Annotated in this window: 26 protein-coding genes and 3 pseudogenes; 14 read left to right on the forward strand and 15 right to left on the reverse strand. The window is 34.4% G+C overall.

The features are described 5' to 3' along the window. Positions 1-15 precede the first annotated feature (15 nt). The 5 genes from dltD to MHB70_RS05975 all read right to left on the reverse strand — a co-directional run bounded on the left by dltD (position 16) and on the right by MHB70_RS05975 (position 4,331). A complete protein-coding gene (gene dltD / locus MHB70_RS05955; RefSeq protein ID WP_001030274.1) occupies positions 16-1,191 on the reverse strand; it encodes a D-alanyl-lipoteichoic acid biosynthesis protein DltD in 1,176 nt (391 codons plus the stop codon). Next, complete coding sequence (gene dltC / locus MHB70_RS05960; RefSeq protein ID WP_000807310.1) at positions 1,188-1,427, reverse strand: D-alanine--poly(phosphoribitol) ligase subunit DltC; 240 nt, start codon at positions 1,425-1,427, stop codon at positions 1,188-1,190. The genes dltD and dltC overlap by 4 nt, the downstream gene beginning before the upstream one ends. A gap of 67 nt (positions 1,428-1,494) precedes the next feature. After that, on the reverse strand, positions 1,495-2,661 hold the full coding sequence (dltB, locus tag MHB70_RS05965; RefSeq protein ID WP_000127922.1) for a D-alanyl-lipoteichoic acid biosynthesis protein DltB: 1,167 nt from the start codon (positions 2,659-2,661) through the stop codon (positions 1,495-1,497). Continuing rightward, complete coding sequence (gene dltA, locus MHB70_RS05970; protein WP_000770500.1) at positions 2,658-4,172, reverse strand: D-alanine--poly(phosphoribitol) ligase subunit DltA; 1,515 nt, start codon at positions 4,170-4,172, stop codon at positions 2,658-2,660. Before dltA ends, dltB begins: the two co-directional genes overlap by 4 nt. Before the next feature lie 12 nt (positions 4,173-4,184). Continuing rightward, positions 4,185-4,331, reverse strand: a complete 147-nt coding sequence (locus MHB70_RS05975; RefSeq protein WP_000440293.1) for a teichoic acid D-Ala incorporation-associated protein DltX — start codon at positions 4,329-4,331, stop codon at positions 4,185-4,187. Between the two features lie 341 nt (positions 4,332-4,672). Here MHB70_RS05975 and MHB70_RS05980 point away from each other — a divergent pair, with 341 nt between their 5' ends. The 5 genes from MHB70_RS05980 (at position 4,673) to MHB70_RS06000 (ending at position 7,795) form a co-directional block, all read left to right on the forward strand. After that, positions 4,673-5,842, forward strand: a complete 1,170-nt coding sequence (locus MHB70_RS05980) for a M20 metallopeptidase family protein (RefSeq protein WP_001082804.1) — start codon at positions 4,673-4,675, stop codon at positions 5,840-5,842. A 234-nt stretch (positions 5,843-6,076) separates the two neighbouring features. After that, positions 6,077-6,247 carry a hypothetical protein gene (locus MHB70_RS05985; RefSeq protein ID WP_001228174.1) on the forward strand — a complete coding sequence of 57 codons (171 nt, stop codon included), beginning with the start codon at positions 6,077-6,079 and terminating at the stop codon, positions 6,245-6,247. After that, positions 6,240-6,686: a flavodoxin gene (locus tag MHB70_RS05990; RefSeq protein WP_000041161.1), complete on the forward strand. Its 447-nt coding sequence runs from the start codon at positions 6,240-6,242 to the stop codon at positions 6,684-6,686. The genes MHB70_RS05985 and MHB70_RS05990 overlap by 8 nt, the downstream gene beginning before the upstream one ends. 24 nt (positions 6,687-6,710) lie before the next feature. Beyond that, on the forward strand, positions 6,711-7,484 hold the full coding sequence (locus MHB70_RS05995) for a hypothetical protein (RefSeq protein ID WP_000544543.1): 774 nt from the start codon (positions 6,711-6,713) through the stop codon (positions 7,482-7,484). Positions 7,485-7,633: 149 nt separating this feature from the next. Further along, positions 7,634-7,795, forward strand: coding sequence for a hypothetical protein (locus MHB70_RS06000; protein WP_000651091.1), 162 nt, complete (start codon positions 7,634-7,636; stop codon positions 7,793-7,795). On the opposite strand, the pseudogene MHB70_RS06005 reads toward MHB70_RS06000, so the two are convergent. Next, positions 7,792-8,700 (reverse strand): annotated as a pseudogene (locus tag MHB70_RS06005) (aminoglycoside phosphotransferase family protein). The gene MHB70_RS06000 and the pseudogene MHB70_RS06005 overlap by 4 nt on opposite strands. Before the next feature lie 99 nt (positions 8,701-8,799). Here MHB70_RS06005 and MHB70_RS06010 point away from each other — a divergent pair. After that, entirely contained in the window at positions 8,800-9,309 is a 510-nt protein-coding gene (locus MHB70_RS06010; RefSeq protein ID WP_002038211.1) for a hypothetical protein, read from the forward strand. An 82-nt stretch (positions 9,310-9,391) separates the two neighbouring features. Here MHB70_RS06010 and MHB70_RS06015 read toward each other — a convergent pair whose 3' ends face one another. From MHB70_RS06015 to MHB70_RS06025, 3 genes are all read right to left on the reverse strand, one after another. Beyond that, positions 9,392-9,541 carry a hypothetical protein gene (locus tag MHB70_RS06015; protein WP_000743730.1) on the reverse strand — a complete coding sequence of 50 codons (150 nt, stop codon included), beginning with the start codon at positions 9,539-9,541 and terminating at the stop codon, positions 9,392-9,394. Between the two features lie 18 nt (positions 9,542-9,559). Further along, positions 9,560-9,733 carry a hypothetical protein gene (locus tag MHB70_RS06020; RefSeq protein WP_000343564.1) on the reverse strand — a complete coding sequence of 58 codons (174 nt, stop codon included), beginning with the start codon at positions 9,731-9,733 and terminating at the stop codon, positions 9,560-9,562. Positions 9,734-9,814: 81 nt separating this feature from the next. Further along, the gene (locus MHB70_RS06025; protein ID WP_000665536.1) at positions 9,815-11,173 is read right to left on the reverse strand and encodes an MATE family efflux transporter; all 1,359 of its coding nucleotides are present in this window, start codon (positions 11,171-11,173) and stop codon (positions 9,815-9,817) included. Between the two features lie 180 nt (positions 11,174-11,353). Between MHB70_RS06025 and uppP the strand changes: the two genes are divergently transcribed. Further along, on the forward strand, positions 11,354-12,148 hold the full coding sequence (gene uppP, locus MHB70_RS06030) for a bacitracin resistance undecaprenyl-diphosphatase (protein ID WP_000796245.1): 795 nt from the start codon (positions 11,354-11,356) through the stop codon (positions 12,146-12,148). A 192-nt stretch (positions 12,149-12,340) separates the two neighbouring features. After that, complete coding sequence (locus tag MHB70_RS06035; protein WP_000006430.1) at positions 12,341-12,805, forward strand: SRPBCC family protein; 465 nt, start codon at positions 12,341-12,343, stop codon at positions 12,803-12,805. Positions 12,806-12,840: 35 nt separating this feature from the next. On the opposite strand, the gene MHB70_RS06040 is transcribed toward MHB70_RS06035, so the two are convergent. Then, on the reverse strand, positions 12,841-13,428 hold the full coding sequence (locus MHB70_RS06040) for a thioredoxin family protein (RefSeq protein WP_073990710.1): 588 nt from the start codon (positions 13,426-13,428) through the stop codon (positions 12,841-12,843). 54 nt (positions 13,429-13,482) lie between these two features. Continuing rightward, a pseudogene (locus MHB70_RS06045) lies at positions 13,483-13,898 on the reverse strand (YrvL family regulatory protein); the annotation flags it as partial. 162 nt (positions 13,899-14,060) lie between these two features. Between MHB70_RS06045 and MHB70_RS06050 the strand changes: the two are divergent. Continuing rightward, entirely contained in the window at positions 14,061-14,480 is a 420-nt protein-coding gene (locus tag MHB70_RS06050; protein WP_000081437.1) for a MarR family winged helix-turn-helix transcriptional regulator, read from the forward strand. Between the two features lie 152 nt (positions 14,481-14,632). Next, on the forward strand, positions 14,633-14,788 hold the full coding sequence (locus MHB70_RS06055) for a hypothetical protein (protein ID WP_000184925.1): 156 nt from the start codon (positions 14,633-14,635) through the stop codon (positions 14,786-14,788). A gap of 22 nt (positions 14,789-14,810) precedes the next feature. Here the strand turns inward: MHB70_RS06055 and MHB70_RS06060 are convergent, their stop codons facing one another. After that, the gene (locus MHB70_RS06060; RefSeq protein WP_061530709.1) at positions 14,811-16,031 is read right to left on the reverse strand and encodes a dicarboxylate/amino acid:cation symporter; all 1,221 of its coding nucleotides are present in this window, start codon (positions 16,029-16,031) and stop codon (positions 14,811-14,813) included. Between the two features lie 796 nt (positions 16,032-16,827). Between MHB70_RS06060 and MHB70_RS06065 the strand changes: the two genes are divergently transcribed. Further along, positions 16,828-18,171: a TrkH family potassium uptake protein gene (locus MHB70_RS06065; protein WP_000869131.1), complete on the forward strand. Its 1,344-nt coding sequence runs from the start codon at positions 16,828-16,830 to the stop codon at positions 18,169-18,171. Positions 18,172-18,205: 34 nt separating this feature from the next. On the opposite strand, the gene MHB70_RS06070 is transcribed toward MHB70_RS06065, so the two are convergent. Then, positions 18,206-18,598 (reverse strand): hypothetical protein, encoded by a 393-nt coding sequence (locus MHB70_RS06070; protein ID WP_002038267.1) that lies wholly within the window; start codon positions 18,596-18,598, stop codon positions 18,206-18,208. Positions 18,599-18,707: 109 nt separating this feature from the next. Between MHB70_RS06070 and ytfJ the strand changes: the two genes are divergently transcribed. Both ytfJ and MHB70_RS06080 read left to right on the forward strand, forming a co-directional pair. Next, on the forward strand, positions 18,708-19,175 hold the full coding sequence (gene ytfJ / locus MHB70_RS06075; RefSeq protein WP_061530167.1) for a GerW family sporulation protein: 468 nt from the start codon (positions 18,708-18,710) through the stop codon (positions 19,173-19,175). Positions 19,176-19,286: 111 nt separating this feature from the next. Beyond that, a complete protein-coding gene (locus MHB70_RS06080) occupies positions 19,287-19,376 on the forward strand; it encodes a hypothetical protein (protein WP_000608227.1) in 90 nt (29 codons plus the stop codon). A 381-nt stretch (positions 19,377-19,757) separates the two neighbouring features. On the opposite strand, the gene MHB70_RS06085 is transcribed toward MHB70_RS06080, so the two are convergent. Further along, positions 19,758-19,997 (reverse strand): YkuS family protein, encoded by a 240-nt coding sequence (locus MHB70_RS06085; protein ID WP_000101012.1) that lies wholly within the window; start codon positions 19,995-19,997, stop codon positions 19,758-19,760. Between the two features lie 86 nt (positions 19,998-20,083). Continuing rightward, entirely contained in the window at positions 20,084-20,323 is a 240-nt protein-coding gene (locus MHB70_RS06090) for a DUF3911 family protein (RefSeq protein ID WP_000752506.1), read from the reverse strand. Positions 20,324-20,382: 59 nt separating this feature from the next. On the opposite strand from MHB70_RS06090, the pseudogene MHB70_RS06095 reads away from it, so the two are divergent. Then, positions 20,383-20,598: pseudogene (locus MHB70_RS06095) on the forward strand (hypothetical protein). The last annotated feature ends 108 nt before the right edge of the window (positions 20,599-20,706 follow it).

Raw genomic sequence — 20,706 nt, forward strand, 5'->3', positions numbered from 1 at the left:
CAAGCGGTCTTTTCATTAGTTTGCTTTATAAAATTGTTGGATGGCCTCGTCGATGTAAACCCAGCCTTTCCAACCTAAGTGCATATGATCTTTTAAGAAGTATTTATCATATTCATGGTTTGAGAAGTCGGCAATTGGATAACCAGCTTTCTCAATTTGCTCATGAACTTTCTTATAGTACGCTTCGCGGCGTTCTTTCGGGAATCCAGCGTAATCGTACCAAGGACCTTTTACAGGAACAGAAATGAAGAGTGGTTTTGCACCAGATTGTTTTAATAAATCAAGTACAAGTTGTAAGTCTTCATACTCTGGTGATTGGTCATAAGCATCATTTTTTAAGTAGCCTTCACGCTGCTTTAATTTCTTCTTAATTTTGCTATTGAAGTAATCGTCTTCAATACCGTATTCATTAGACCCTGATTCTGCTGCACCTGTTTGATCCGCATGTTTACGAGCTTCATCCCAGTTCATTTGTTTTAATGAAGGGTCAAGTTTTTCTTTATGCGGTTTAATATCAAACATTGCTGTAAATAAATCTTTACGATCTAAAATGTTACGATACACATAAGCGAAAGGTTTAGCAGCAAGTGCTTTTACTTTATGCTTTGTATCATCATAAGCGATACCTTCAAGCGAAACTTTAAGTAAAGTTTCTTTCTTAACGATCTCAAAGTTTAATAAACGTTTTGCAATTTGTTTTTTCATTTCAGGCTTTAAGTCATCATTGAAAAGGAAATGATAGCCTTGTTGTTTTGAAAAGTTAGGTGCAAAGTGTGTTTCATCAATACCTTGTGGCACAAACCATTGCGGAGAAAGAACGAATACCATTTTCTTGTCTTTCAATTGATCCATTGTAGATGCAAAGTTTAATACGTGTACAAGGTCTTGTGTTCCGCCGCGTCCAAGAAGGAATGGTGTGAACCCTTCAGGCTTTACTTTGAAATAATTTGATGGATGGAAAGCATCCATACGTGCGAATTCCGATGAACCGTACATCGGAAGATATTTCGGATCTGCTAACATCTTTTGCTGTAAAATCATACTTTGAATCTTTTCTTCTTTCAAAGAAGTTGCAGCTTGTTCTACTTTTTCATCACTTAAAAGTGGAAGTAGGAAGCGCGTCGGAATAAGTAAGAATACAGCAAAAAGGGCCAATGCTAAAAGCATCGGACCAAATTTTGCTTTGTTCATCGGATTTCTTCCAACTTCTTAATAACCATGTTTGGTGTAGCCCACTCGTCACGGTCAAAATCAGAAATAGAAACTTCAATATCTAAACGCTCTTGGAATTCAACTAATAAAGATACTACAGCGAAAGAATCAAGAATACCTTCTTCAAATAATTGAACATCTAAGTTTTCTTTCACAATATCGTTTTCACATACTTCTTCTAAAATATCTAATACTTGCTCTTTGAATTCTGCCATTTTTAAAATCTCCTTTATATCCGAATATATTATATGTGCAACTTCTTAATAGAATAAGAAGGGTGCATTAAAAGTATCTGTTAAGGTGTCCAGAGAAAATAAGGAAACCGAAACATACAACGTGGAACGTAATCACAATCGCAAGGACGTGTGTAAATTTATTGTTTGGCCAAAACTTATGCTTCTTGTTTTTTCGTTCGAAAATATCGAATAGAATAAACAGTGCGGCATGATATAGACCATAAATAACATACTGCGCAACAGCGCTTCCTTGGATGTGCCAAATTCCCATAATGAAGAAGTTTAAAAATGCACCGATATACGAAATAGTGTAACGGTTCTTAATTAACTTTTTCTTCGTTGCAAAAAAGACGAAACGCATGTAAATAAAGTCACGGAACCAGAATGATAAACTCATGTGCCAGCGGTTCCAGAAGTCTTTAATGTTACGACTAAGGAATGGCTTATTAAAGTTTTCTGGCGTTTTAATTCCCATCATGTAACTGATACCAATTACGAACGCACTATAACCTGCAAAGTCAAAGAATAATTGCATGCTAGTAGCGTACATGAAAATCGCATTAGATAAAAGTGTATCTTGATTGGCGAATACTGCCTTTACAAGATATGTTGTTATCAAGTGCGCGATTATAAATTTATACAGAAAACCTTGGAAAATACGGTTAAGCCCTGTATATAGTAACTTTTGATATTCCTCAGCACTAGGTGGCTTTTGGATATCTTTTTGGAATCTACGGTAACGATCGATAGGTCCACTTGAAATCGCAGGGAAGAATAAAACAAACTCCCAGAAATTAAAGAAGGAAAGTTCTTTAATTAAATTATCACGAACTTCAAAGACCATTTGTACAGCTCTAAATGTTACGTAAGACATACCTGCGAAAACAATAAAATGCAATTCAGGTACAAATGGTGCGATTTTTGCCAAAATAAGTGGCAAAATCGATAAAATAACAGCTATACAAAACATGAATGTACTATTATTTTGTTTTCTTAAAATTAAATAGCCTTTAATAAGGGCATATTGCCAAATAATAAATGCGGCTAACATAATCGCTTGCTTTGGTTTATCCGAGAAGATAATAGCAATCATGACTAATGTTAAAACGGCATTATATTTACGCAACATTTTACCTTTTAATCCAGCTATGATAGTAGGTATTAATAAAATGCCCACTATAGCGAAAAAATAAAATGATCCATATGCGGTCATGCTGTAACCTCACTCAATAATTTTTTGCGATCTACCTTTCCATTTGGTGTCATTGGAATAGAAGATTGATACATGAATTTACGTGGAATCATGTAGTTTGGTAATCGCTCATTGAGTTCTTTTTTAATTGCAGATGTTAATTTGAATTCTTTTTCAAACGAATGTTCTCCAGGAACAACAACCGCTAATAAATAATCGTATTTCTCACCTTTTTTAATCGGAACAATAACTGCTCCTTCTACGTAAGAACACGCACGAAGATGATGCTCAATTTCTTCTAATTCCATTCGATAACCATGAAGCTTAATTTGGAAATCAAGACGACCATTATAGAATAGAAGACCATTTTCTACATAGCCAGCATCGCCTGTTTTATAGGCGCGCTCACCGTCAATCATAGTAAATGCTTTTTCTGTTAATTCAGGGCTTCCTAAATATCCAACGCTTACACTTGGACCGACAATTACGATTTCACCTTTTTCACCATCAGGTGCAATTGTACCATCTTCTTTCATAATAAGAAGGCGACAGTCTGATTTACAGTAGCCAACTGGAAGTGATTTGTATTGATCAAGCACTTCTTCTGTAACGTGAATACCTGTTACAGCAACAGTAGCTTCTGTTGGACCGTACGTATTCATAATCGTTGCTTTCGGGAAACGCTCAATTAGTTTTCTAGCCACTTCATTTGGTAACACTTCACCGCAGAATAAGAATGTTTTCATGTTTGGTAGCATACTCTCAGAGAAAGATGCTTCCATTAAACACATTTCAGCGAAAGATGGTGTTGAAGTCCATACTTGAGTATCCGATTGCTCTAGAGAAGCAAACAAGTCTTTTGGACGTGCAATCATATCTTTATCGATTGCCCAAAGTGTACCGCCTGTTACTAATGATGGGTAAATATCCATTACAGATAAATCGAATGAGAAAGGTGCTTGGTTTAAGAATACTTGCCCTGTTTGTAAGTTGAAATCTTCTACAGCCCATTTTGTAAAGCTAACAAGGCAGTTATAAGTAATCTGAACCCCTTTCGGATTACCTGTACTTCCTGATGTGTAAATAATGTAGAAGTTCTCATCACCTTTTACCGCATGTTCAGGATTTGGAATGTTCCCTTTATGAGTAAAGAAAATATCTTTTAAGTTGTCTTCACTTACGATGCGAACTGGTAAATCAGTTACAGTTACTTCTGCAGCTGATAAAAGTAATTTCGCACCAGAATTTTCAGCGATACGTTGTACGCGATCAGCTGGGATAGATAAATCTACAGGAATGTAAGCATGTCCAGCTTTTACACACCCTAAAAAGTTTATAATCATTTCAGGTTGCATATGGCCATACACCATAATTGGTGAACGATCATCTGGATATTCAGAAGAAATCCAATGTGCTAACGCATCAGAATCTTCCTTTAATTGTTTGTACGTAATTTTCGCATCTCGCCAAACAAAAGCGGTTTGATCAGGCGTTTCTGCAGCCCACTTTTCAATTTGTTCTAATAACTTCATAACGTTCCCACCCTAGAATTCATTGTAAATAAATGTACTTGTGTTTGTATCATGGAATCCATACAACCAAAGTAATGCAAATAAAATTGCAAGATAATAAACCGTCTTTGCAACCCATTGTGTGAGTGGTCGAGACCATATCTCTTTTAATCTTTCCATGTCTTTCCCTCTCTTAATGAAATAATAGCTCTTTGTAGGTATCATGTCCTACATTATTGTGAAAAAAACAAAATTCCACATTTTAGGTAAAAATAAGACAAAAGGCTCTTTTCTGATATTAGCACTAAATACTAAAAAAGAAAATCCCTAACTTAGCAATTATATTACATTCGGCATGAATTTGTAATGGGTTTGACATGTAAATAGAAAGTGGATTGTATGAATACATAAAAGTGGATTGTGAGAAGGCGTGAAAAATATAATATTTGTTTTTTCATGCAATCAACAAAGGCTGAGTAAACTTTAAATTTCTAGCTCTTTTTTAAAAGGAGGAAATTATCATGAATAGAGTGTGGAAGAGTCTTATTTCAGAAGAAAATATTATGAAATGGAGACGGCATTTTCATAAGTATCCGGAATTATCGTTTCATGAAAAAGAAACTTCGCAATTTATATATGATACGTTATGTTCATTTTCTTCTTTTGAAGTAACAAGGCCAACGAAATACAGTGTTTTAGCAATTAAAAGGGGTGTGGAACAAGGTAAAGTAGTTGCGATTCGAGCTGATATTGATGCTTTACCAATTCAAGAGGAGACAAGTAAATCTTATACATCTGTTCATAAAGGAAGGATGCATGCGTGTGGGCATGATGCACATGCGGCTATTTTGTTAAGTACAGCAGAGGCGCTGTCAAATATGAAGGAAGAGTTTGTAGGGGAAATTCGTCTATTCTTTCAGCATGCAGAAGAGGTATATCCTGGTGGTGCTAGGGAAATGGTTGAGGCGGGTGTGATGGACGGTGTTGATTATGTAATAGGTTTACATGTTATGTCTGGATTGGAAAGCGGGAAGATAGGAATTGTATATGGGCCGATGATGGCAGCGCCAGACGTATTTACAGTTGAAATTCACGGTAAAGGAGGGCATGCAGCGCGGCCAGAAGAAACGATAGACCCTATTGCTATTGGAGCGCAGATTATTACAAATTTACAACATATCGTATCAAGAAATACAAGTGCTTTTATGCAGAGGGTAGTTTCAGTTACGCAATTTCATGGGGGAAAGGCTGACAATATTATTCCCAATACGGCAACTTTAATGGGAACTGTGCGTTCTTTTAATAAAACGTTAAGATTGGAAGCAGAAGAGAAAATTGAACAAATCGTGAAAGGAATTACAAAAGCACATGGAGGGGATTACACATATACGTATCGTTACGGATATGATCCTGTTATTAATAATGAATATATTACAAAAGTGGTAGAAGAAAGCGCACTATATTTGTTCGGGAATGAGCGTGTTGTGAAGCTTGAACCTTCTATGGGGGGAGAAGATTTTTCAGCATATTTAAGAAAAGCACCGGGTTGCTTCATTAAATTGGGGACGAGGAATCAAGAGGATAATACTTGTTATCCGCACCATCATCCAAAATTTGATGTAGATGAATCGGCTTTAATTTATGGAGTGGAATTATTTTTAGAGGCGGCCATAAGACTACTAAAATCATAGGTGCATATAAAAAAAGGCAACTGCGCTCTATCGCAGTTGCTTTTATTTCTTTCCGTCAGAGAGGGCTGAGAAAGAACTATGCTCATTTATAGTATATGAATAGCTAACGGACAAGCTTGTACATTTTAATCATTTTTTTAAAAATAGTTATTGACTTTGATAATCAATTTCAATTAATCTAATGTTACAGTTGAAATTGATAATTATTATCAATAGAATGGATGCGACATGTTAATGAGAAAAAAATATCACCTTCTGCGAAGGGGATTAAAAAATAAAAATAAAGATGTTGATCAGCATATGGAATGGCAACGAAATGTAATTCGTTCTGAATATGTAGATGAGAAGAATAAAATGCAAACAGAAAAAGCGATACATAGTAAAGGGAGAGATTCAGTTGAGTAAGCTAGTAATGATTTATGCAAGTATGAGTGGAAATACAGAGGAAATGGCAGATCATATTGCAGGCGCCATTCGTGAAACAGAGAATGAGATTGAAGTTATTGATATTATGGATTCACCAGAAGCTTCTATATTAGAACAGTATGATGGTATTATTTTAGGCGCTTATACTTGGGGAGACGGGGATCTTCCAGACGACTTCTTAGATTTTTATGATGCAATGGATTCTATTGATTTAACTGGTAAAAAAGCAGCGGCATTCGGTTCTTGTGATTCGGCTTATCCAAAATACGGAGTAGCGGTTGATATTTTAATAGAAAAGCTGCAGGAACGCGGAGCAGCAGTTGTGTTAGAAGGACTAAAAGTAGAATTAACGCCAGAAGATGAAGATGTAGAAAAATGTTTACAGTTTGGAGCTGAATTCGTAAAACACCTTTCTTAATGGCAGAAGGGAGATGAAGAGCAATTGCATGAGAAAATCGCAATAAAAACGATGACAGATTATCATTTGTATGATTTTATGCGTTGTCCACATAAATTTTATTTCCGTCATATAAAAAGAAGAGAACCTTCTTCATTTGAATGGCAACAAATAGCACAAATGATTGTGAATCAAATTATTAATGAGTATTACACGCTACCTGCGAGCCAACAAACGAAAATTGTACTTTTAATATTAATAGAAAAGTATTGGAAAAAGGTAAGGATTAGTATGTTTGCTTCGAAGACGGAGTACTATATTGTATTAGCAAAGCTAACTGATCACTTATTACAGTTTGTTGAAAGAGATGATAGTCAGACGCCACCATTGTTTTTGTATGAGAAGTTTCAAACATATATGGAAGAGTTAGGTGTCCACATGTCATTGACATTTGAAGTTGGTGAGTGGAGTACAGAGTCATTTGTAATTAAAAAATATGTTATTGATGCGGATGAGGAAATGCTAGCTCTTTGTCAGAAGTTAATGACAGTATTCAGTTATAAAGCTTTCGGCATTCTTCCAGGGAAAATTGAAATTATTAATTTAATAGAAGGAACTAAGTATGAATACATTCCGAAACAGGAAGATATTATAACTGGAATGGATGATTTATTTAGAATGAAAGAAATGTTACAGCAACCTGAGCACTATACAGAGCGTCATTTTCGTTCAGAGTGTACGAGTTGTGCTTTTCGTAGTGAATGCCAGGGGGAAGAAGTAAAGGAAGAAGCGAAGCAGAAGGAAAATATCGTACATTAAAGGATGCAAATTTGCATCCTTTTTGTTATTGACATGAAAAGCTTTTCATCATTTACGGTATATTTGCAGCAGATTTTAATGCGGGCTAATAATCAGTGGGGGATGCCCCCGCTGATTAAAGTTTCACTTTATAAGAGGAGGAATAATCAATGAAAGATGAAACGAAAGTATTTCAATGGTTAAAAGAACAAAATGCTCCTTTTGGAATTCAACTGCAAATTTTACAGGCATTTCAATTGTACAAAGTTATTGTTGAAATGGATAAAAAGTTAATGATGTATGAGGAGAAAGAATATAGGGAGAGAATTTAATCTCGTCCCTGTAATATCGCTTTTAGCTGTTCTGTATCTGCTATGAATTTAAGCGCATTCTTTGTTTCAAAGTTATAAATAATATTATGTAGTAAAGGGCTGTATTGATAAAAACTAGTGATACGGTGAATGAGTAATGGATCGTGGTGAGAAATAATTGTACTGTATTGTTCGTATACAGATGTAGTAAATTCACGTCCGAAATCATAATAGAGCCCGGCAAAATCAAAGGCAGGATCTCCAATTTGAGCATCACCAAAATCGATAATCCCTGAAATACTCTTGCTCTGCTTATTAAATAAAATGTGATGATGTGTAAAATCGGCGTGAATAATTGTATTTTGAAAAGTGGATGTAGCTATACAGGCAAAGAAATTTTCGAATAAATGATGTAAGGCTGATTTCTGTAATGAAGTAAACATGTTAGTAAGATACTGATTTAATTTTGTTTGTAGCTCTTTCCAGTAGGTAATTGTTTTTTCAATTGGAAATCCTAACGTTGTAACTTGTTTTACAGGAATATTATGTAGTGCCACAAGGAAAGTAGCTAATTGTGTAATGATTGCTTTCAATTCTTTTTTCTCTAGTGTGGTAACTATTTCTTTTTGTAACGGTTCACCATGAATGAGAGTATAGTAACTACAAAGCGGAATAGTATCAGTATCCTTTTTATATAATAGGTGATACTTTGGAACCTCAATTTCTTGTAGCGAATGAGAGAGAAGTGTGCATAGTTTTTTTTCTAACGGAATTCGTTTAGCATATTCCTATTTTCGTGGAAAACGAAACAGTAGGTCGTCATTAATTATAACCGCTATATTATCCCATCCTTCTTCATTTTGTTTATATGAATGTATAGAAAGATTAGGCAGAGCCTGTTTTATATACTGTTTGTAAGAGTCCATAATCGTTCCTCGTTTCTAAGTGAAAATTCTGATATTCCATTTTATAATATCAGAATTTTCATTCTATATGTTAATATGTAACTAACATTATGAATAGGGATGGGGTGTATGGTGAAGAAAAGAATAGTAATCATTTCTATATGTATCGCTTTTGGTTTGTTTTGGTCATATAAAGAGGCGGTTTTCGCTACCTTTAAATCGATAGATCAGTACGAGTTAAATAAGGAATTAAAGAATAAAAGTATAGAAACTTTAACTCATAAAGAAATGAAACAGGTAGGAGAGCACTTTGTGACAGCACAATTATCAGTGTTTGAGTTTCATAATAAAGAAGATGTGAAGCGAAAAGGCGAAGAGATATTTGTAAGTAGGGGATATGAACAATTAATACAAAATTATTATCCAAATCGTTTTCGAGATTTAGAGTATAAATTTACAAACGAGGAGATACGTGAAGTGACGGATGAGAGTTTTCTCTATCATGCTGTAGCGTATGTTGCGGGTACTGAAAATGGTAAGAGAAGTGAAATGAAAGTAAATTATGACGTGAAAGTTGTAAAGGTTAATAATATATTTAGGGTGCTCGAACAAAAGCAGTACGTACAATAAAGTGAAACTTTAATCAGTAAGGTGTTCACTCTTACTGTCCACAAATAGCGGGATAAAAAGCCCCCTCGAGGAGTAGAGGGGGTTAAAGATTTTCATTTTGTTGACCAAGTTCTTTTTGAGCAATGTATACATTTCCTTGCTCCACTTGTTTCTGTGTATAAACAGAATCGCCTACATATCCTTTTTCCGTTTTCACAGTTCTTTTTGAGTGATTTGAATCTTGTTTCTTCATATAATATGTCACCTTTCCTTAAAAATAGACGAAAATAATGAGTACGAGTAATACAGCAGCGAAAATAGTAATACCCATTAAAAACGAAGCGTTTTTATATTTAGGTGGTTTATGTATATCTTGCTGGTATCCAGGTGAGATTTCAGGGGCGAATTCTTCATCGAATGATTGATCTGTTTCTTTTTCGTCCATATGATATGTATCCACCTTTCTTTTTCATTATGTTATACGTTACAAGAAAAAATATGCATAAAGAAAACAGCCGCTCTAGCGTTAGCGGCTGTTTTGTGTTGTATATTTTCTTTGAACTTGGAAGAGACGGATTAGAAGGAAGCTAGCACCAAATGCTAGACCGATAATAAGACCAATCCAATATCCTTTTGCTGCCCAGTCAGTGTACGTTGCTAATATGTAACCGAGAGGGAGACCGATTACCCAATAAGCGACTAATGTCATAATTAACGCAACATTTACGTCTTTGTAACCACGTAGTGCTCCTTGTACAGGAGTTGCAATTGCATCTGAAATTTGAAATAAAATCGCAAATATAAGGAACTCTTTTGCTAAATGGTGAACATTTGCATCTGTCGTATAAATAGATGCAATTTCATCATCAAAGAAATAAAGAAGAATCGAATAGAAAAGAGCGAAAGCAAGGGCTAATCCAATGCCGATAAATCCATATTGTTTTGCGTTATCATATCGTTTTGCTCCAACTTCAAATCCAACTGCTATCGTCATTGCCATTGCTAAACTTAAAGGAGTCATATATAACAAGGAAGCGAAGTTCATAGCTGCTTGATGCGCTGCAATTGTTGTCGTACTAAAGTTACTCATCATTAGTGTAACTGCAGCGAAAATACTCGTTTCAAAAAAGATAGCAAATCCGATAGGGACGCCAAGTTTTAAAAATGATTTCCAACTCGAAAGAGAAGGACGATATAACTGTTTAAAAATATTAAAAGATGCGAATGGCTCTTTCGTACGAATAATAATGACGGTAATAATTAAAATGCACCAATAGGTTGCTGCAGAAGCAATTGCTGCACCGACACCACCGAGTTTAGGGAAACCAAAGTTCCCAAAAATTAATACATAATTTAATACTACGTTAATCGGTAATGATAGTAATGTAATGATCATCGTTGTTCGAGTTTTTCCTAATGCATCAATAAATCCACGCAAAACAGTATAAGTAAATAATGGGATAACTCCAATCGCGATAATACTTAAAAATTGTGCTGCAATACGTTCAACAGGTTCTTCTAATCGCATGCCATTTAAAATAGGTGGAACAACGAAGAAGCCAATAAGGATAACAACGAAGCTAGCGCAAACTGCTAAATAAACTGCTTGTATGACAACGTGAGGAACATCCTCTTTTTTCTTGGATCCAATGAGTTGGGCAACAATAGGAGTAGTAGCCATTAAAACCCCTGTTAATCCTGTACTAACTGGGAGCCATATACTCGTTCCGATAGCCACACCTGCTAAATCAATTGGACTGGCATGTCCGGACATTGTCGTATCAAAAAAGCTCATTGCAAATAATGACATTTGGGTTACGAAAATCGGGAAGAATAGTAATACAAAGTGTTTTAGCTTTTGTGAGAATGAAGTAGTTTCTTTCATAAAATCCCCTTTCCGATAAAAAAACAATCCTTCCTATCATACAATTTAATCAAAAAATAAAAAAGAAATACGCACCAGTATATATAAAAGCAATAAAAAAAGGATGCACATTGAAAAGGGATAAGGTATTATGATAAGGTGTGAAAAAATTACATATTCGTTATTAAGGAGGCACTACTCGTGGCTGATTGGTTAATTGGAATAATCATGGGTGCTGTTGAAGGTTTAACAGAATTTTTACCAGTTTCATCAACAGGACATATGATTTTAACAGGTCATTTACTTGGATTTGACGACGAGAGAGCGAAAGTTTTCGAAGTTGTTATTCAATTGGGATCGATTTTAGCAGTTGTTGTTATATTTTGGAAGCGTTTATGGTCTTTAGTTGGCATAGGTAAAGTAACAGACGGACCGTCGTTGAATTTATTACATATTATTATTGGGATGATTCCTGCTGGCATACTTGGCGTATTATTCCATAGTACAATTAAAAAAGTTTTATTTGGTCCAGGACCAGTTGTCATTAGCTTAGTAGCTGGTGGTATTTTAATGATTGTTGCTGAGAAATTTTCAAAACCAAGTACAGCAAGAACGTTAGATGAAATCACATATAAACAAGCATTTACAATTGGAATGTTCCAATGTTTAGCGCTTTGGCCAGGGTTCTCTCGTTCTGGATCAACAATAAGTGGTGGTTTATTAGCTCGCGTGTCTCATACAGCAGCAGCTGAATATACGTTCATTTTAGCAGTTCCAATGATGGTGGCTGCAAGTGGTTTAGATTTAATTAAAAGTTGGGATATATTAAGTACGGCTGATATACCGTTATTTGCAACAGGATTTATTACAGCATTTGTTGTTGCGATGTTTGCAATTGTTTCATTCTTAAAATTATTAGCACGTGTAAAACTAACACCGTTTGCTTACTATCGTTTCATTTTAGCTGCGGTATTCTATTTCTTCTTCATTATGTAAGAAGAAATCACCAGAAATACCCTATAGATTAGACGCTTGAAAAAGTCTACTCTATAGGGTATTTCTTTTATAGCAGGAGAAAATAAAGTTTTTGCTCTCATTTACTTGTATTTCACTATGTAAAATATGACATAATGATTTTGTTACATTAATATAGAGAAAATTTATAGGGTATTTGAGAGGAGCAGTTTAGTGAGTTTTGCAATAGAGATAGTAATTCCGGCACCAATTGATGTTGTGTTTGATTATGTACATAATGACGAGAAAATACTAGAATGGAGTACCTTTATGGTAGAAAATAGGTATCCTTCAAATATAGATGTTGAAAAACCTCGTGAAGGTGATAAATATATATCTGTGCAAAAAATGGGGAAGAAAATATATGAATTTGAGGCGGAAATTTTAGAGTATGATGAACCGTATATCGTATCAGTTGGATGTGAAATGAAACAAGGTTATACTGCTGCAACTTATATGTTAGAAGAGGATGAAGAAGGTACATCGCTTACTTTAATCGTAGAATTTGAACCGAAGAACTTTATATATAAGATTATGTACAAGTTGACTGGCTGGATGACGCGTGCGGTATATATGGGTGAGATGGAGCGTTTAGCAGAGTGCGTAGATGTTGCATATTCTCAGAAAAAAAGATTATGATTTTGCAAAAAAAACTGCCGATTTCGGCAGTTTTTTTATTTTACTATTTTTTCAATCATACTTTCCATTACATGTTCCCAAAGAGAAGTATCATCAGCTAATGTAGCACGGAAATTAGCATACATTTCTTTCTGTTTTTCTTCAAATGTTGGATCTTCTTTTTCAGGCAATGTAGCGCGCATTGAAGTTACTAATTCTTGTACTTTTGGAGCGCGTGGTCCAAAGACAGCTTGTTCATTTCCGTCTTTATCAATGAAAATAAAGATTGGAATTGCACGTGCTGTTCCATTTGTTAAGTATTGATCCATTAATTCTAAGTTTTCATCACGAATTAATAAGCTCATATCAATATTTGCAACTTCAGAAATTCGTTTCATAACAGGTACGCATAAAAGAGCATCTCCGCACCAGTCGGCTGTTAATACGATAACACGCCAGCCATCATTTTGGCGTTCTTCTAAAACTGGGAGTAATTCATTTGGAATTAAAAAGTTATTGTAAATATGTAATAGCTCATATTGGTTTACTTTCATTTCATTTACATATGTATCAAAGGACATACCTTTATCAGCCCATTGTTGTAAGTTCATAATTAACACCTCTTTAGTATGATTTGCTTTTATTGTACCAATTTTTATATAGAAAAGCTTGTATTCTTACTCTTTCTTATCACTAAATAATATATTTAGTGTGTAAAGGAATAGTGCGACACATAGTTCAGCTATGTTGGACATTTGTACGCTCTCTATCCAGTCGTCGGCAGTATGAATGACGAACCAATCTAGTGTAATTTCAATAATGGAGAGAAGAGCAATTGAGACCAATTTGGCATACTTGTCATCATTGGCTGTAGGAGCGATTTAAAGAAAATGAATATAAAATATGTAATACCATCTAATAAAAGAATAAGTAAAAAAAAGAGTAGTATAGCTGTTCGTGATGAGTATTCTATACCCGTAATTTGAAAGATTCCTACATATACAAAAAATATAAATGTAAATGTAAAAAATGTAATGAGAATAAAAACAACAAAACTAATAACGATAGTCCTATCTTTTAGACTGAGATTAGAAAATTTGTCTTCCTCACTCACTACCTCAACTCCTTTTTCTGGAAAATCAAGTTCATTGTATCACGAAATGCATATTAAAAAGCTACGAATTATGGGAAAATAAGGTGACAAAAAGTAAGATTTCATGTAAAATTATTAATAAGGTTTTTATTTAACTAAATGAAATAAAAGGGGCTGTCAAAGTTGTCTCAAAATAGAGAACAATTAATGGAAGAACTATCGACAAATGTTTTTGCGATGTTTCGCACGTTGCGTAATGACATTGGAAAAATATTTGGTGGTTACATACCGTGGAATGAGTTCATCGTCCTTAGAATATTGAATCGTACAAATAAAGAAATGGTATCACGTGTCGCTAATGAGTTAAATGTGTCGAATAGTCATATTACAGCTGTTACAGAAAAATTAATTAATAAAGGTTTCGTAACCCGTTCACGTTCTACATCAGATCGCCGAGTTGTATATTTAGAGATTACAGAACAAGGGAAAGATTTAGTTGCGAAAATGGAAGAGGCGAAAAAACGATACTTACAAGAAAGATTTTCCGCACTTTCAGAAGATGAAATGAATGTAATGATTTCTATTTCCCAAAAACTTATTTAATTAATTACAAACGAGAAAACGTTTACCTAGTGGAAAAGAAGACCTTCCTTATATGTGGAAGGTCTTCTTTCTTGTGTAATAGCTTATAAAAATAAAATGTGTATGAAAAAAGATAGAGCGCCATACTACTAATAATGGAAGGAGGGAGAAATATGACGAATCGTAATGGTAGTAAAGGAAGCGCGAATCAAGGTTCACCAAAATCAGGAAAGTTTAATCAGGAATTTAGTACTGAATTCGAAACTGGTAACGATAATAAAGGGAAAGAATATCGTTCAAAAAAAGGAAGTAAATCAAAAAAGGAGTGAATCATTTCACTCCTTTTTTGATTTAAGATGCTGCCGATTGATCTGTATTATATTTTTCTTCTGATTTTGCGACAATCATTGCGCAAATTGCATCACCGGAAATATTTACAGCTGTTCTAGACATATCTAGGATGCGATCAATACCGATAATTAAAGCAATACCTTCTACTGGTAGGTTTACTTGATTTAAAACCATTGTAAGCATTACAAGTCCAACACCTGGTACACCAGCAGTGCCGATACTAGCTAGTACAGCAGTTAATACGACCATGGCTAATTGTGCTAATGTAAGTTCAACTCCGTACACTTGAGCGATAAATACAGTTGCCACACCTTGCATAATGGCAGTGCCATCCATTAGTGGTTGTACAAAGGAGCTTATCGCTTTTGGAACTCCAAGTTTTTCTTGTGCCGTTTTCATTGCGAATGGAAGAGATGCATTAGAGCTAGATGTACTAAATCCAATTGCCATTACTGGTCCGAAATGTTTAAAGAAACGAATAATACTTTCTTTTGCTAATATCTTTAATAAGCCGCCATATATGAAGACACCGTGAATAATGAGTACTAACATAACGACTATCATATACTTGAACATCGCAGCGACGCCTGCAAGCCCCATTTTACCAACGGATGAAGCAAGCAAACCAAATGTTCCAATTGGGGCTAATTTCATAACGAGATTAACAAGATACATCATTAATTCGTTGCCCTGTTCAAGTAATGAATGGATACTTTGAACTCGTTTTCCTAAAACAGCTAAACCGAGTCCGATTAATGCAGCAAAGGCAATAATTTGTAACATGTTACCATCAGCCATCGCTTTAGCTGGATTATCTGGCACAATATTCAGCAATGTATCGACGAAAGATGTTTCAGTTTTTGCACCTTCATACGTAAGCCCGTCTGTTTTAAAGTTACCGCCAGTTCCTGGTTTGATGATAAGTGCAAATGTCACTGCAATAGAGATAGCAACTGCTGTTGTGACGAGAAAGAATGAAATTGATTTTAAACCGATTCTTCCAAGTTGTTTCGGATCTCCAAGACCAGCAGCCCCTAGTACGATGGAAATGAATACAACAGGAACAACTAGCATTTTAATGAGTCGAATAAACAGTTGGCCAATTGGGTTAAACACATATTGATTTAAAGGTTCAAAAATAGATGGTGCAGCTAAATTTAAAGTGAGTCCAACAATTAGACCAAGAAACAATGCAAGTAAGATCGCTTTTGTTTGCTTCAATAAAATCCCCCCTTGTTTTTGTACAATTACTTTCTAAATGAATTGTACCGAAAAAATCCCTGTTTTGACAATATTTTCTGAAAAATTCGCAAGGTTTTATTTGTTTTTATATGAATAGTCTGATTTTTCTGTAGTTTATAGAAAGAATAAATTTCAGAAAATAAAATAGACCATCACATAGGATGGTCAAAGGAAGGGGACAATTTATGTCAATTTAATTAGGGATGGAAGCTATTCAGAGACACTGGGGAATGTCTTAAATTAGGGAGGAACAGCTTCGATACATATACTATAAAAGATAGATGTGACCCTCGTGTGAACATAGAGTGAAAGAGAGAGGGAGTTTAAAAAAGGATAGAAAGACAAAAAAATAAGACCATCGTATAAAAGATGGTCAAAGGAAGGGGACAATTTATGTCAATTTAATTAGGGATGGAAGCTATTCAAAGACACTGGGGAATGTCTTAAATTAGGGAGGAACAGCTTCGATACATATACTATAAAAGATAGATGTGACTCCCATGTGAACATAGAGTGAAAGGTATGGGGATTTGAAAAATAGTACATATAAAATTATTGTTGCAAGAGTTGTAGAGTTAAGAGAAAGATAATAGAAAGTTTTTCTGTCATAAAATGAAGTAAAGTTCGAATATAAATAAAAGTTGAAATCTATGAAAAAAAGGATTATGCTCAACTATGTTATGAGAATATAAGGTTTATCCCGCTACTTGTAGGTTCTTAAAAACCTGTATTTATGAGAGGATAGAAGCTTCACTTAATAAAGGGAGTTAGTGATATGAAAGTAACAAAAAGACAAAGTTTGTATAATCGTTTTATACAATTAAACCCACCACAAATATTAGCATTAGGTTTTTTCTGCTTAATTGTGGCCGGAGGTTTGTTATTAAAGTTACCATTCGCAACGAAAGTACATATTAGTTGGGTAGATGCTTTTTTTACAGCAACGTCGGCAGCGACTGTAACGGGTTTAGGAGTAGTAGATACTGCAAGTACGTTTACGATGTTTGGTGAAATTGTTATTATGTTTCTAATTCAAACAGGTGGTTTAGGTCTTATGACAATTGCCATTTTAATTGTTTGGGTACTAGGTAAAAAAATTGGCTTACGCCATCGATTATTAATTGGAGAAGCATTTAATCAAACAAATATAGGTGGTCTTGTAAAATTAGTAAAACGTGTCTTTATTTTTTCTATTTGTATTGAATTCATTGGAGTCATCTTTTTATCGTTTCGCTTTATTCCAGAGTTTGGTTTTGGGAAAGGTTTATACTATAGTATTTTCCATGTAATTGCTTCCTATAATAATGCGGGGTTTGCTCTTTGGCCAGATAATTTAACAAGGTATGTAGGAGACCCTATTATTAATATTGGAATTTGTTCCTTAATTGTAATAGGAGGACTCGGTTTTACCGTATTAATTGATATATGGTATAGTCGTAGTTTTCGAAAATTATCACTTCACTCAAAAATAATGATTATTGGAACAGTAGCGCTAAATGTTATAGCAATGATTGTGATTTTTGTATTGGAATATAATAATGTGAAGACGTTAGGGAATTTATCTTTAAATGAAAAGTTATGGGCGTCTTTCTTTCAAGGTATTACACCTCGTACAGCTGGTTTTAATACAGTTGACTATGGAGGGATGGAAGAATCATCTATATTATTTACGATGGTTTTAATGTTTATCGGTGCAGGAAGTGTATCAACGGGTGGAGGTATTAAATTAACGACGTTTGTTATTTTAATTACATCTGTCCTTTCTTTCTTTAGAAAGAAGGAGGAAATTGTTTTATTTCAGCGTACAATTAAAATGTCGACAGTAACGAGAGCGTTAGCAATTGTCGTTGCCAGTCAAATACTTATTTTTACAGCAGTATTTGTATTAATGCTTACAGAAGACTTTAGCTTTATTCAGCTACTATTTGAGACAATTTCAGCATTTGGCACAGTTGGATTAACGATGGGGATTACTGCGAAGCTATCAGCATTTGGAAAATGTATTATTATGTTTGTTATGTTTTGTGGATTAATTGGACCGCTAACACTTGTGTTTTCTTTAGCACGCCCAGCAAAACAAAAAATAAAATATCCATCAGAAGATGTATTTACAGGATAAGGTATCTCGCATAAAGCGAGATACCTTTTTCTTTTTAAAAAAGGGAGAACAATAAACCGATAAGTGCTACACGGAATAAAATCGCGATGAGTGCAGCAATTCCACCAACAATGGCAGCGATACCACCAGTTACAGTAGCTCCGCGATTATAAGCGTAAATTCCTAGTAACACAGAAACAAGACCAAATAGTGTTGGGAAGGTGAAGAGTGATAATATAGATAAGGCAAGAGCGATAAAACCGGCAGTTGATCCAGCGGCAGACGATCTTACATCATCTTTATCTTCTTTCTTATCGTAATCATAATCAATGCGCTGTGGTGCAACTTCAGCTGCATATTCTTCTTTATAGTCACTATAATCACTATCTATTCTATCTCTTTTTTTGTAATCATCAAATTTCTCAGTCAAAGTCATGACTCCTTTCATAACAAGGTTCAATAGTAGTATGTATCTCTTTTTCTTTTTTATCCGAGGATAGGCAGGGAGTAATATCCATGTAGAAGAAAATTGTTTTTTTGAAATAGGAAAAGTTAGTATGACTTCCTCTATTTTGGAAAGTATAAAAAGGAATAATGAGGAAAGGGTGCAGTACATAATGGAACATCCAATTGAAAATTTAATGAAAACAGCAATGACAAATTTAAAAGAGATGGTAGATGTAAATACGATTGTTGGAAGTCCGGTTTCGACAGCTGACGGAAATGTAGTATTAACAGTATCTCAAGTGGCGTTTGGTTTTGGAGCTGGTGGAAGTGACTTTAAAGGGGATTTCATTACTGAAAAATATAATGGTGGACAAGGTCAGCATAAAGAGAATAAGCCAGGGCATCCATTTGGAGGCGGAAGTGGGGCTGGGGTTTCCATTAGTCCCGTTGCTTTTTTAGTAGTTGGTTCTAACGGAGTACAAGTATTGCATCTTAACAGTAGTACACATTTAATTGAAAAAGCTTTAAACACTGTACCAAGTACTGTAGATAAATTTGTGAATGGTCGTCAAAAGTGAACTTGCAATTTTTAGGAATTGTGATATATTAGAAAAAGTGCGCTTTAGGATGATCGGAATAATTGAAATGTAAATATATAATAAGATGTGTGGAATAAGGGAGAGGAATGTATGATTAATATTAAAAACTTAGTAGTTGGCTTATTTATGTTAGTAAGCGGCTTTGTTGTATATGTAATAAAAGAAAAAGCTCCATTCTAAAACAGACAAACCGTTACTGTCTGTTTTTAATTTGTAAAAAATATTGACAAGTTACTGTATTGGTGTTAAAATTTTAATTCGTGTCTCGGTTACAGCTAGTGTAAAGTAAATATCTCTTATGAATACAATACGAAAAGTTTGCGAAAGATCGGGTAATTTTATCAACAACTTTTGTGAACAAACCCTATAAATTGTATTTGTAAGCCATATATGTATACTAGTGAATCAAGGAGCGGTCATTGGAACCGTAATGATGAGAGAGAGGTAGGGCTTTCATCCAGTATATGTTACTTTCCCGTTAGGTGAATATAAAAAAGAGGACTCCTTTTTTAAAAGGAGTCCTCTTTCTTTTGTGTGTTATACCATAATGAGAAATGACTTTTAAATACGGTTCTCAACTTGCTGACAAATTTCATCTGTTGTTAAACCATGAGCTGTAATTATCGATCCTTTTATTGATGTATCTGCAATCCCCATCACATTAGAATCTTGCCCAGTTACAACACAACAATCGCAGCCTTGTGCATCATTTTCTGAGTTAAGTGTAACGACTTCATGTCCTTGTTGCTGAAGAGCTTGTTGAACATCTGTTAATGAGTTTTCAACGCCAATTCTAGCCATAATTCTCACCTCCTACCATCTAGTTGCTAGTATGCTCAAGTCTATAGCATATATTTATGAAAAGATGGTAGGAAGCATATATTTGTTTAGTCGTTATAAACACCAGTAAGCATTTGACTAACGAATTGATCGTTTAATGTATCCTGTGCGGAAGAAGGATTAGATTGAATATCGATTGAAGCGATAAAATTATTATGTTCTTTGTTATTCGGTTCTACCTCTACATAATTATCGAATTTACAAAAACCTTTCGTATCCATTAGATCAAATAGTTGTAGCATTTCAACTACCTCTTGTCTCGTTCCTTTAATTTGTACACACGCCATATTTATTTCCTCCTTCATTTTGACAAATTGTTTTTTTAAAATAGGATTATGATTTCGAAATGAAAAATATGAATGTTATTTTTACACAGCACTAATTTTTTTATTTTCCCCCTTTTTCAGCAAAAGTCGTTATATATTCCCGAATTTATAAAATCGGACGTCCGTTTATTGAATACAATAGATTCGTACCTCTTAGAGAAAATCCTTCTTTTAAACAAATATTTTTTTTAGTGGAAATTGGCGAAAAAAATTTTTTGACTTTTTGTAAACGTTAACAATGTTGTTAAATCAATATGATTAAAGATGTACGTACGATTAAAAATTAAAAATTTTCTAAAAATTCACTTGATTTATTTAGAAAGGAGAGTAAACTAGGAAACAAT

This window comes from Bacillus sp. FSL M7-1020 (assembly GCF_038050415.1).
Classification (GTDB): domain Bacteria; phylum Bacillota; class Bacilli; order Bacillales; family Bacillaceae_G; genus Bacillus_A; species Bacillus_A toyonensis.

Coding starts and splice junctions, on each gene's coding strand:
- dltD (WP_001030274.1), bottom strand. CDS start 1,191: ATGAACAAAGCAAAATTTGGTCCGATGCTTTTAGCATTGGCCCTTTTT.
- dltC (WP_000807310.1), bottom strand. CDS start 1,427: ATGGCAGAATTCAAAGAGCAAGTATTAGATATTTTAGAAGAAGTATGT.
- dltB (WP_000127922.1), bottom strand. CDS start 2,661: ATGACCGCATATGGATCATTTTATTTTTTCGCTATAGTGGGCATTTTA.
- dltA (WP_000770500.1), bottom strand. CDS start 4,172: ATGAAGTTATTAGAACAAATTGAAAAGTGGGCTGCAGAAACGCCTGAT.
- MHB70_RS05975 (WP_000440293.1), bottom strand. CDS start 4,331: ATGGAAAGATTAAAAGAGATATGGTCTCGACCACTCACACAATGGGTT.
- MHB70_RS05980 (WP_001082804.1), top strand. CDS start 4,673: ATGAATAGAGTGTGGAAGAGTCTTATTTCAGAAGAAAATATTATGAAA.
- MHB70_RS05985 (WP_001228174.1), top strand. CDS start 6,077: ATGAGAAAAAAATATCACCTTCTGCGAAGGGGATTAAAAAATAAAAAT.
- MHB70_RS06000 (WP_000651091.1), top strand. CDS start 7,634: ATGAAAGATGAAACGAAAGTATTTCAATGGTTAAAAGAACAAAATGCT.
- MHB70_RS06010 (WP_002038211.1), top strand. CDS start 8,800: ATGGGGTGTATGGTGAAGAAAAGAATAGTAATCATTTCTATATGTATC.
- MHB70_RS06015 (WP_000743730.1), bottom strand. CDS start 9,541: ATGAAGAAACAAGATTCAAATCACTCAAAAAGAACTGTGAAAACGGAA.
- MHB70_RS06020 (WP_000343564.1), bottom strand. CDS start 9,733: ATGGACGAAAAAGAAACAGATCAATCATTCGATGAAGAATTCGCCCCT.
- MHB70_RS06025 (WP_000665536.1), bottom strand. CDS start 11,173: ATGAAAGAAACTACTTCATTCTCACAAAAGCTAAAACACTTTGTATTA.
- MHB70_RS06055 (WP_000184925.1), top strand. CDS start 14,633: ATGACGAATCGTAATGGTAGTAAAGGAAGCGCGAATCAAGGTTCACCA.
- MHB70_RS06065 (WP_000869131.1), top strand. CDS start 16,828: ATGAAAGTAACAAAAAGACAAAGTTTGTATAATCGTTTTATACAATTA.
- MHB70_RS06070 (WP_002038267.1), bottom strand. CDS start 18,598: ATGAAAGGAGTCATGACTTTGACTGAGAAATTTGATGATTACAAAAAA.
- ytfJ (WP_061530167.1), top strand. CDS start 18,708: ATGACTTCCTCTATTTTGGAAAGTATAAAAAGGAATAATGAGGAAAGG.
- MHB70_RS06080 (WP_000608227.1), top strand. CDS start 19,287: ATGATTAATATTAAAAACTTAGTAGTTGGCTTATTTATGTTAGTAAGC.
- MHB70_RS06085 (WP_000101012.1), bottom strand. CDS start 19,997: ATGGCTAGAATTGGCGTTGAAAACTCATTAACAGATGTTCAACAAGCT.
- MHB70_RS06090 (WP_000752506.1), bottom strand. CDS start 20,323: ATGGCGTGTGTACAAATTAAAGGAACGAGACAAGAGGTAGTTGAAATG.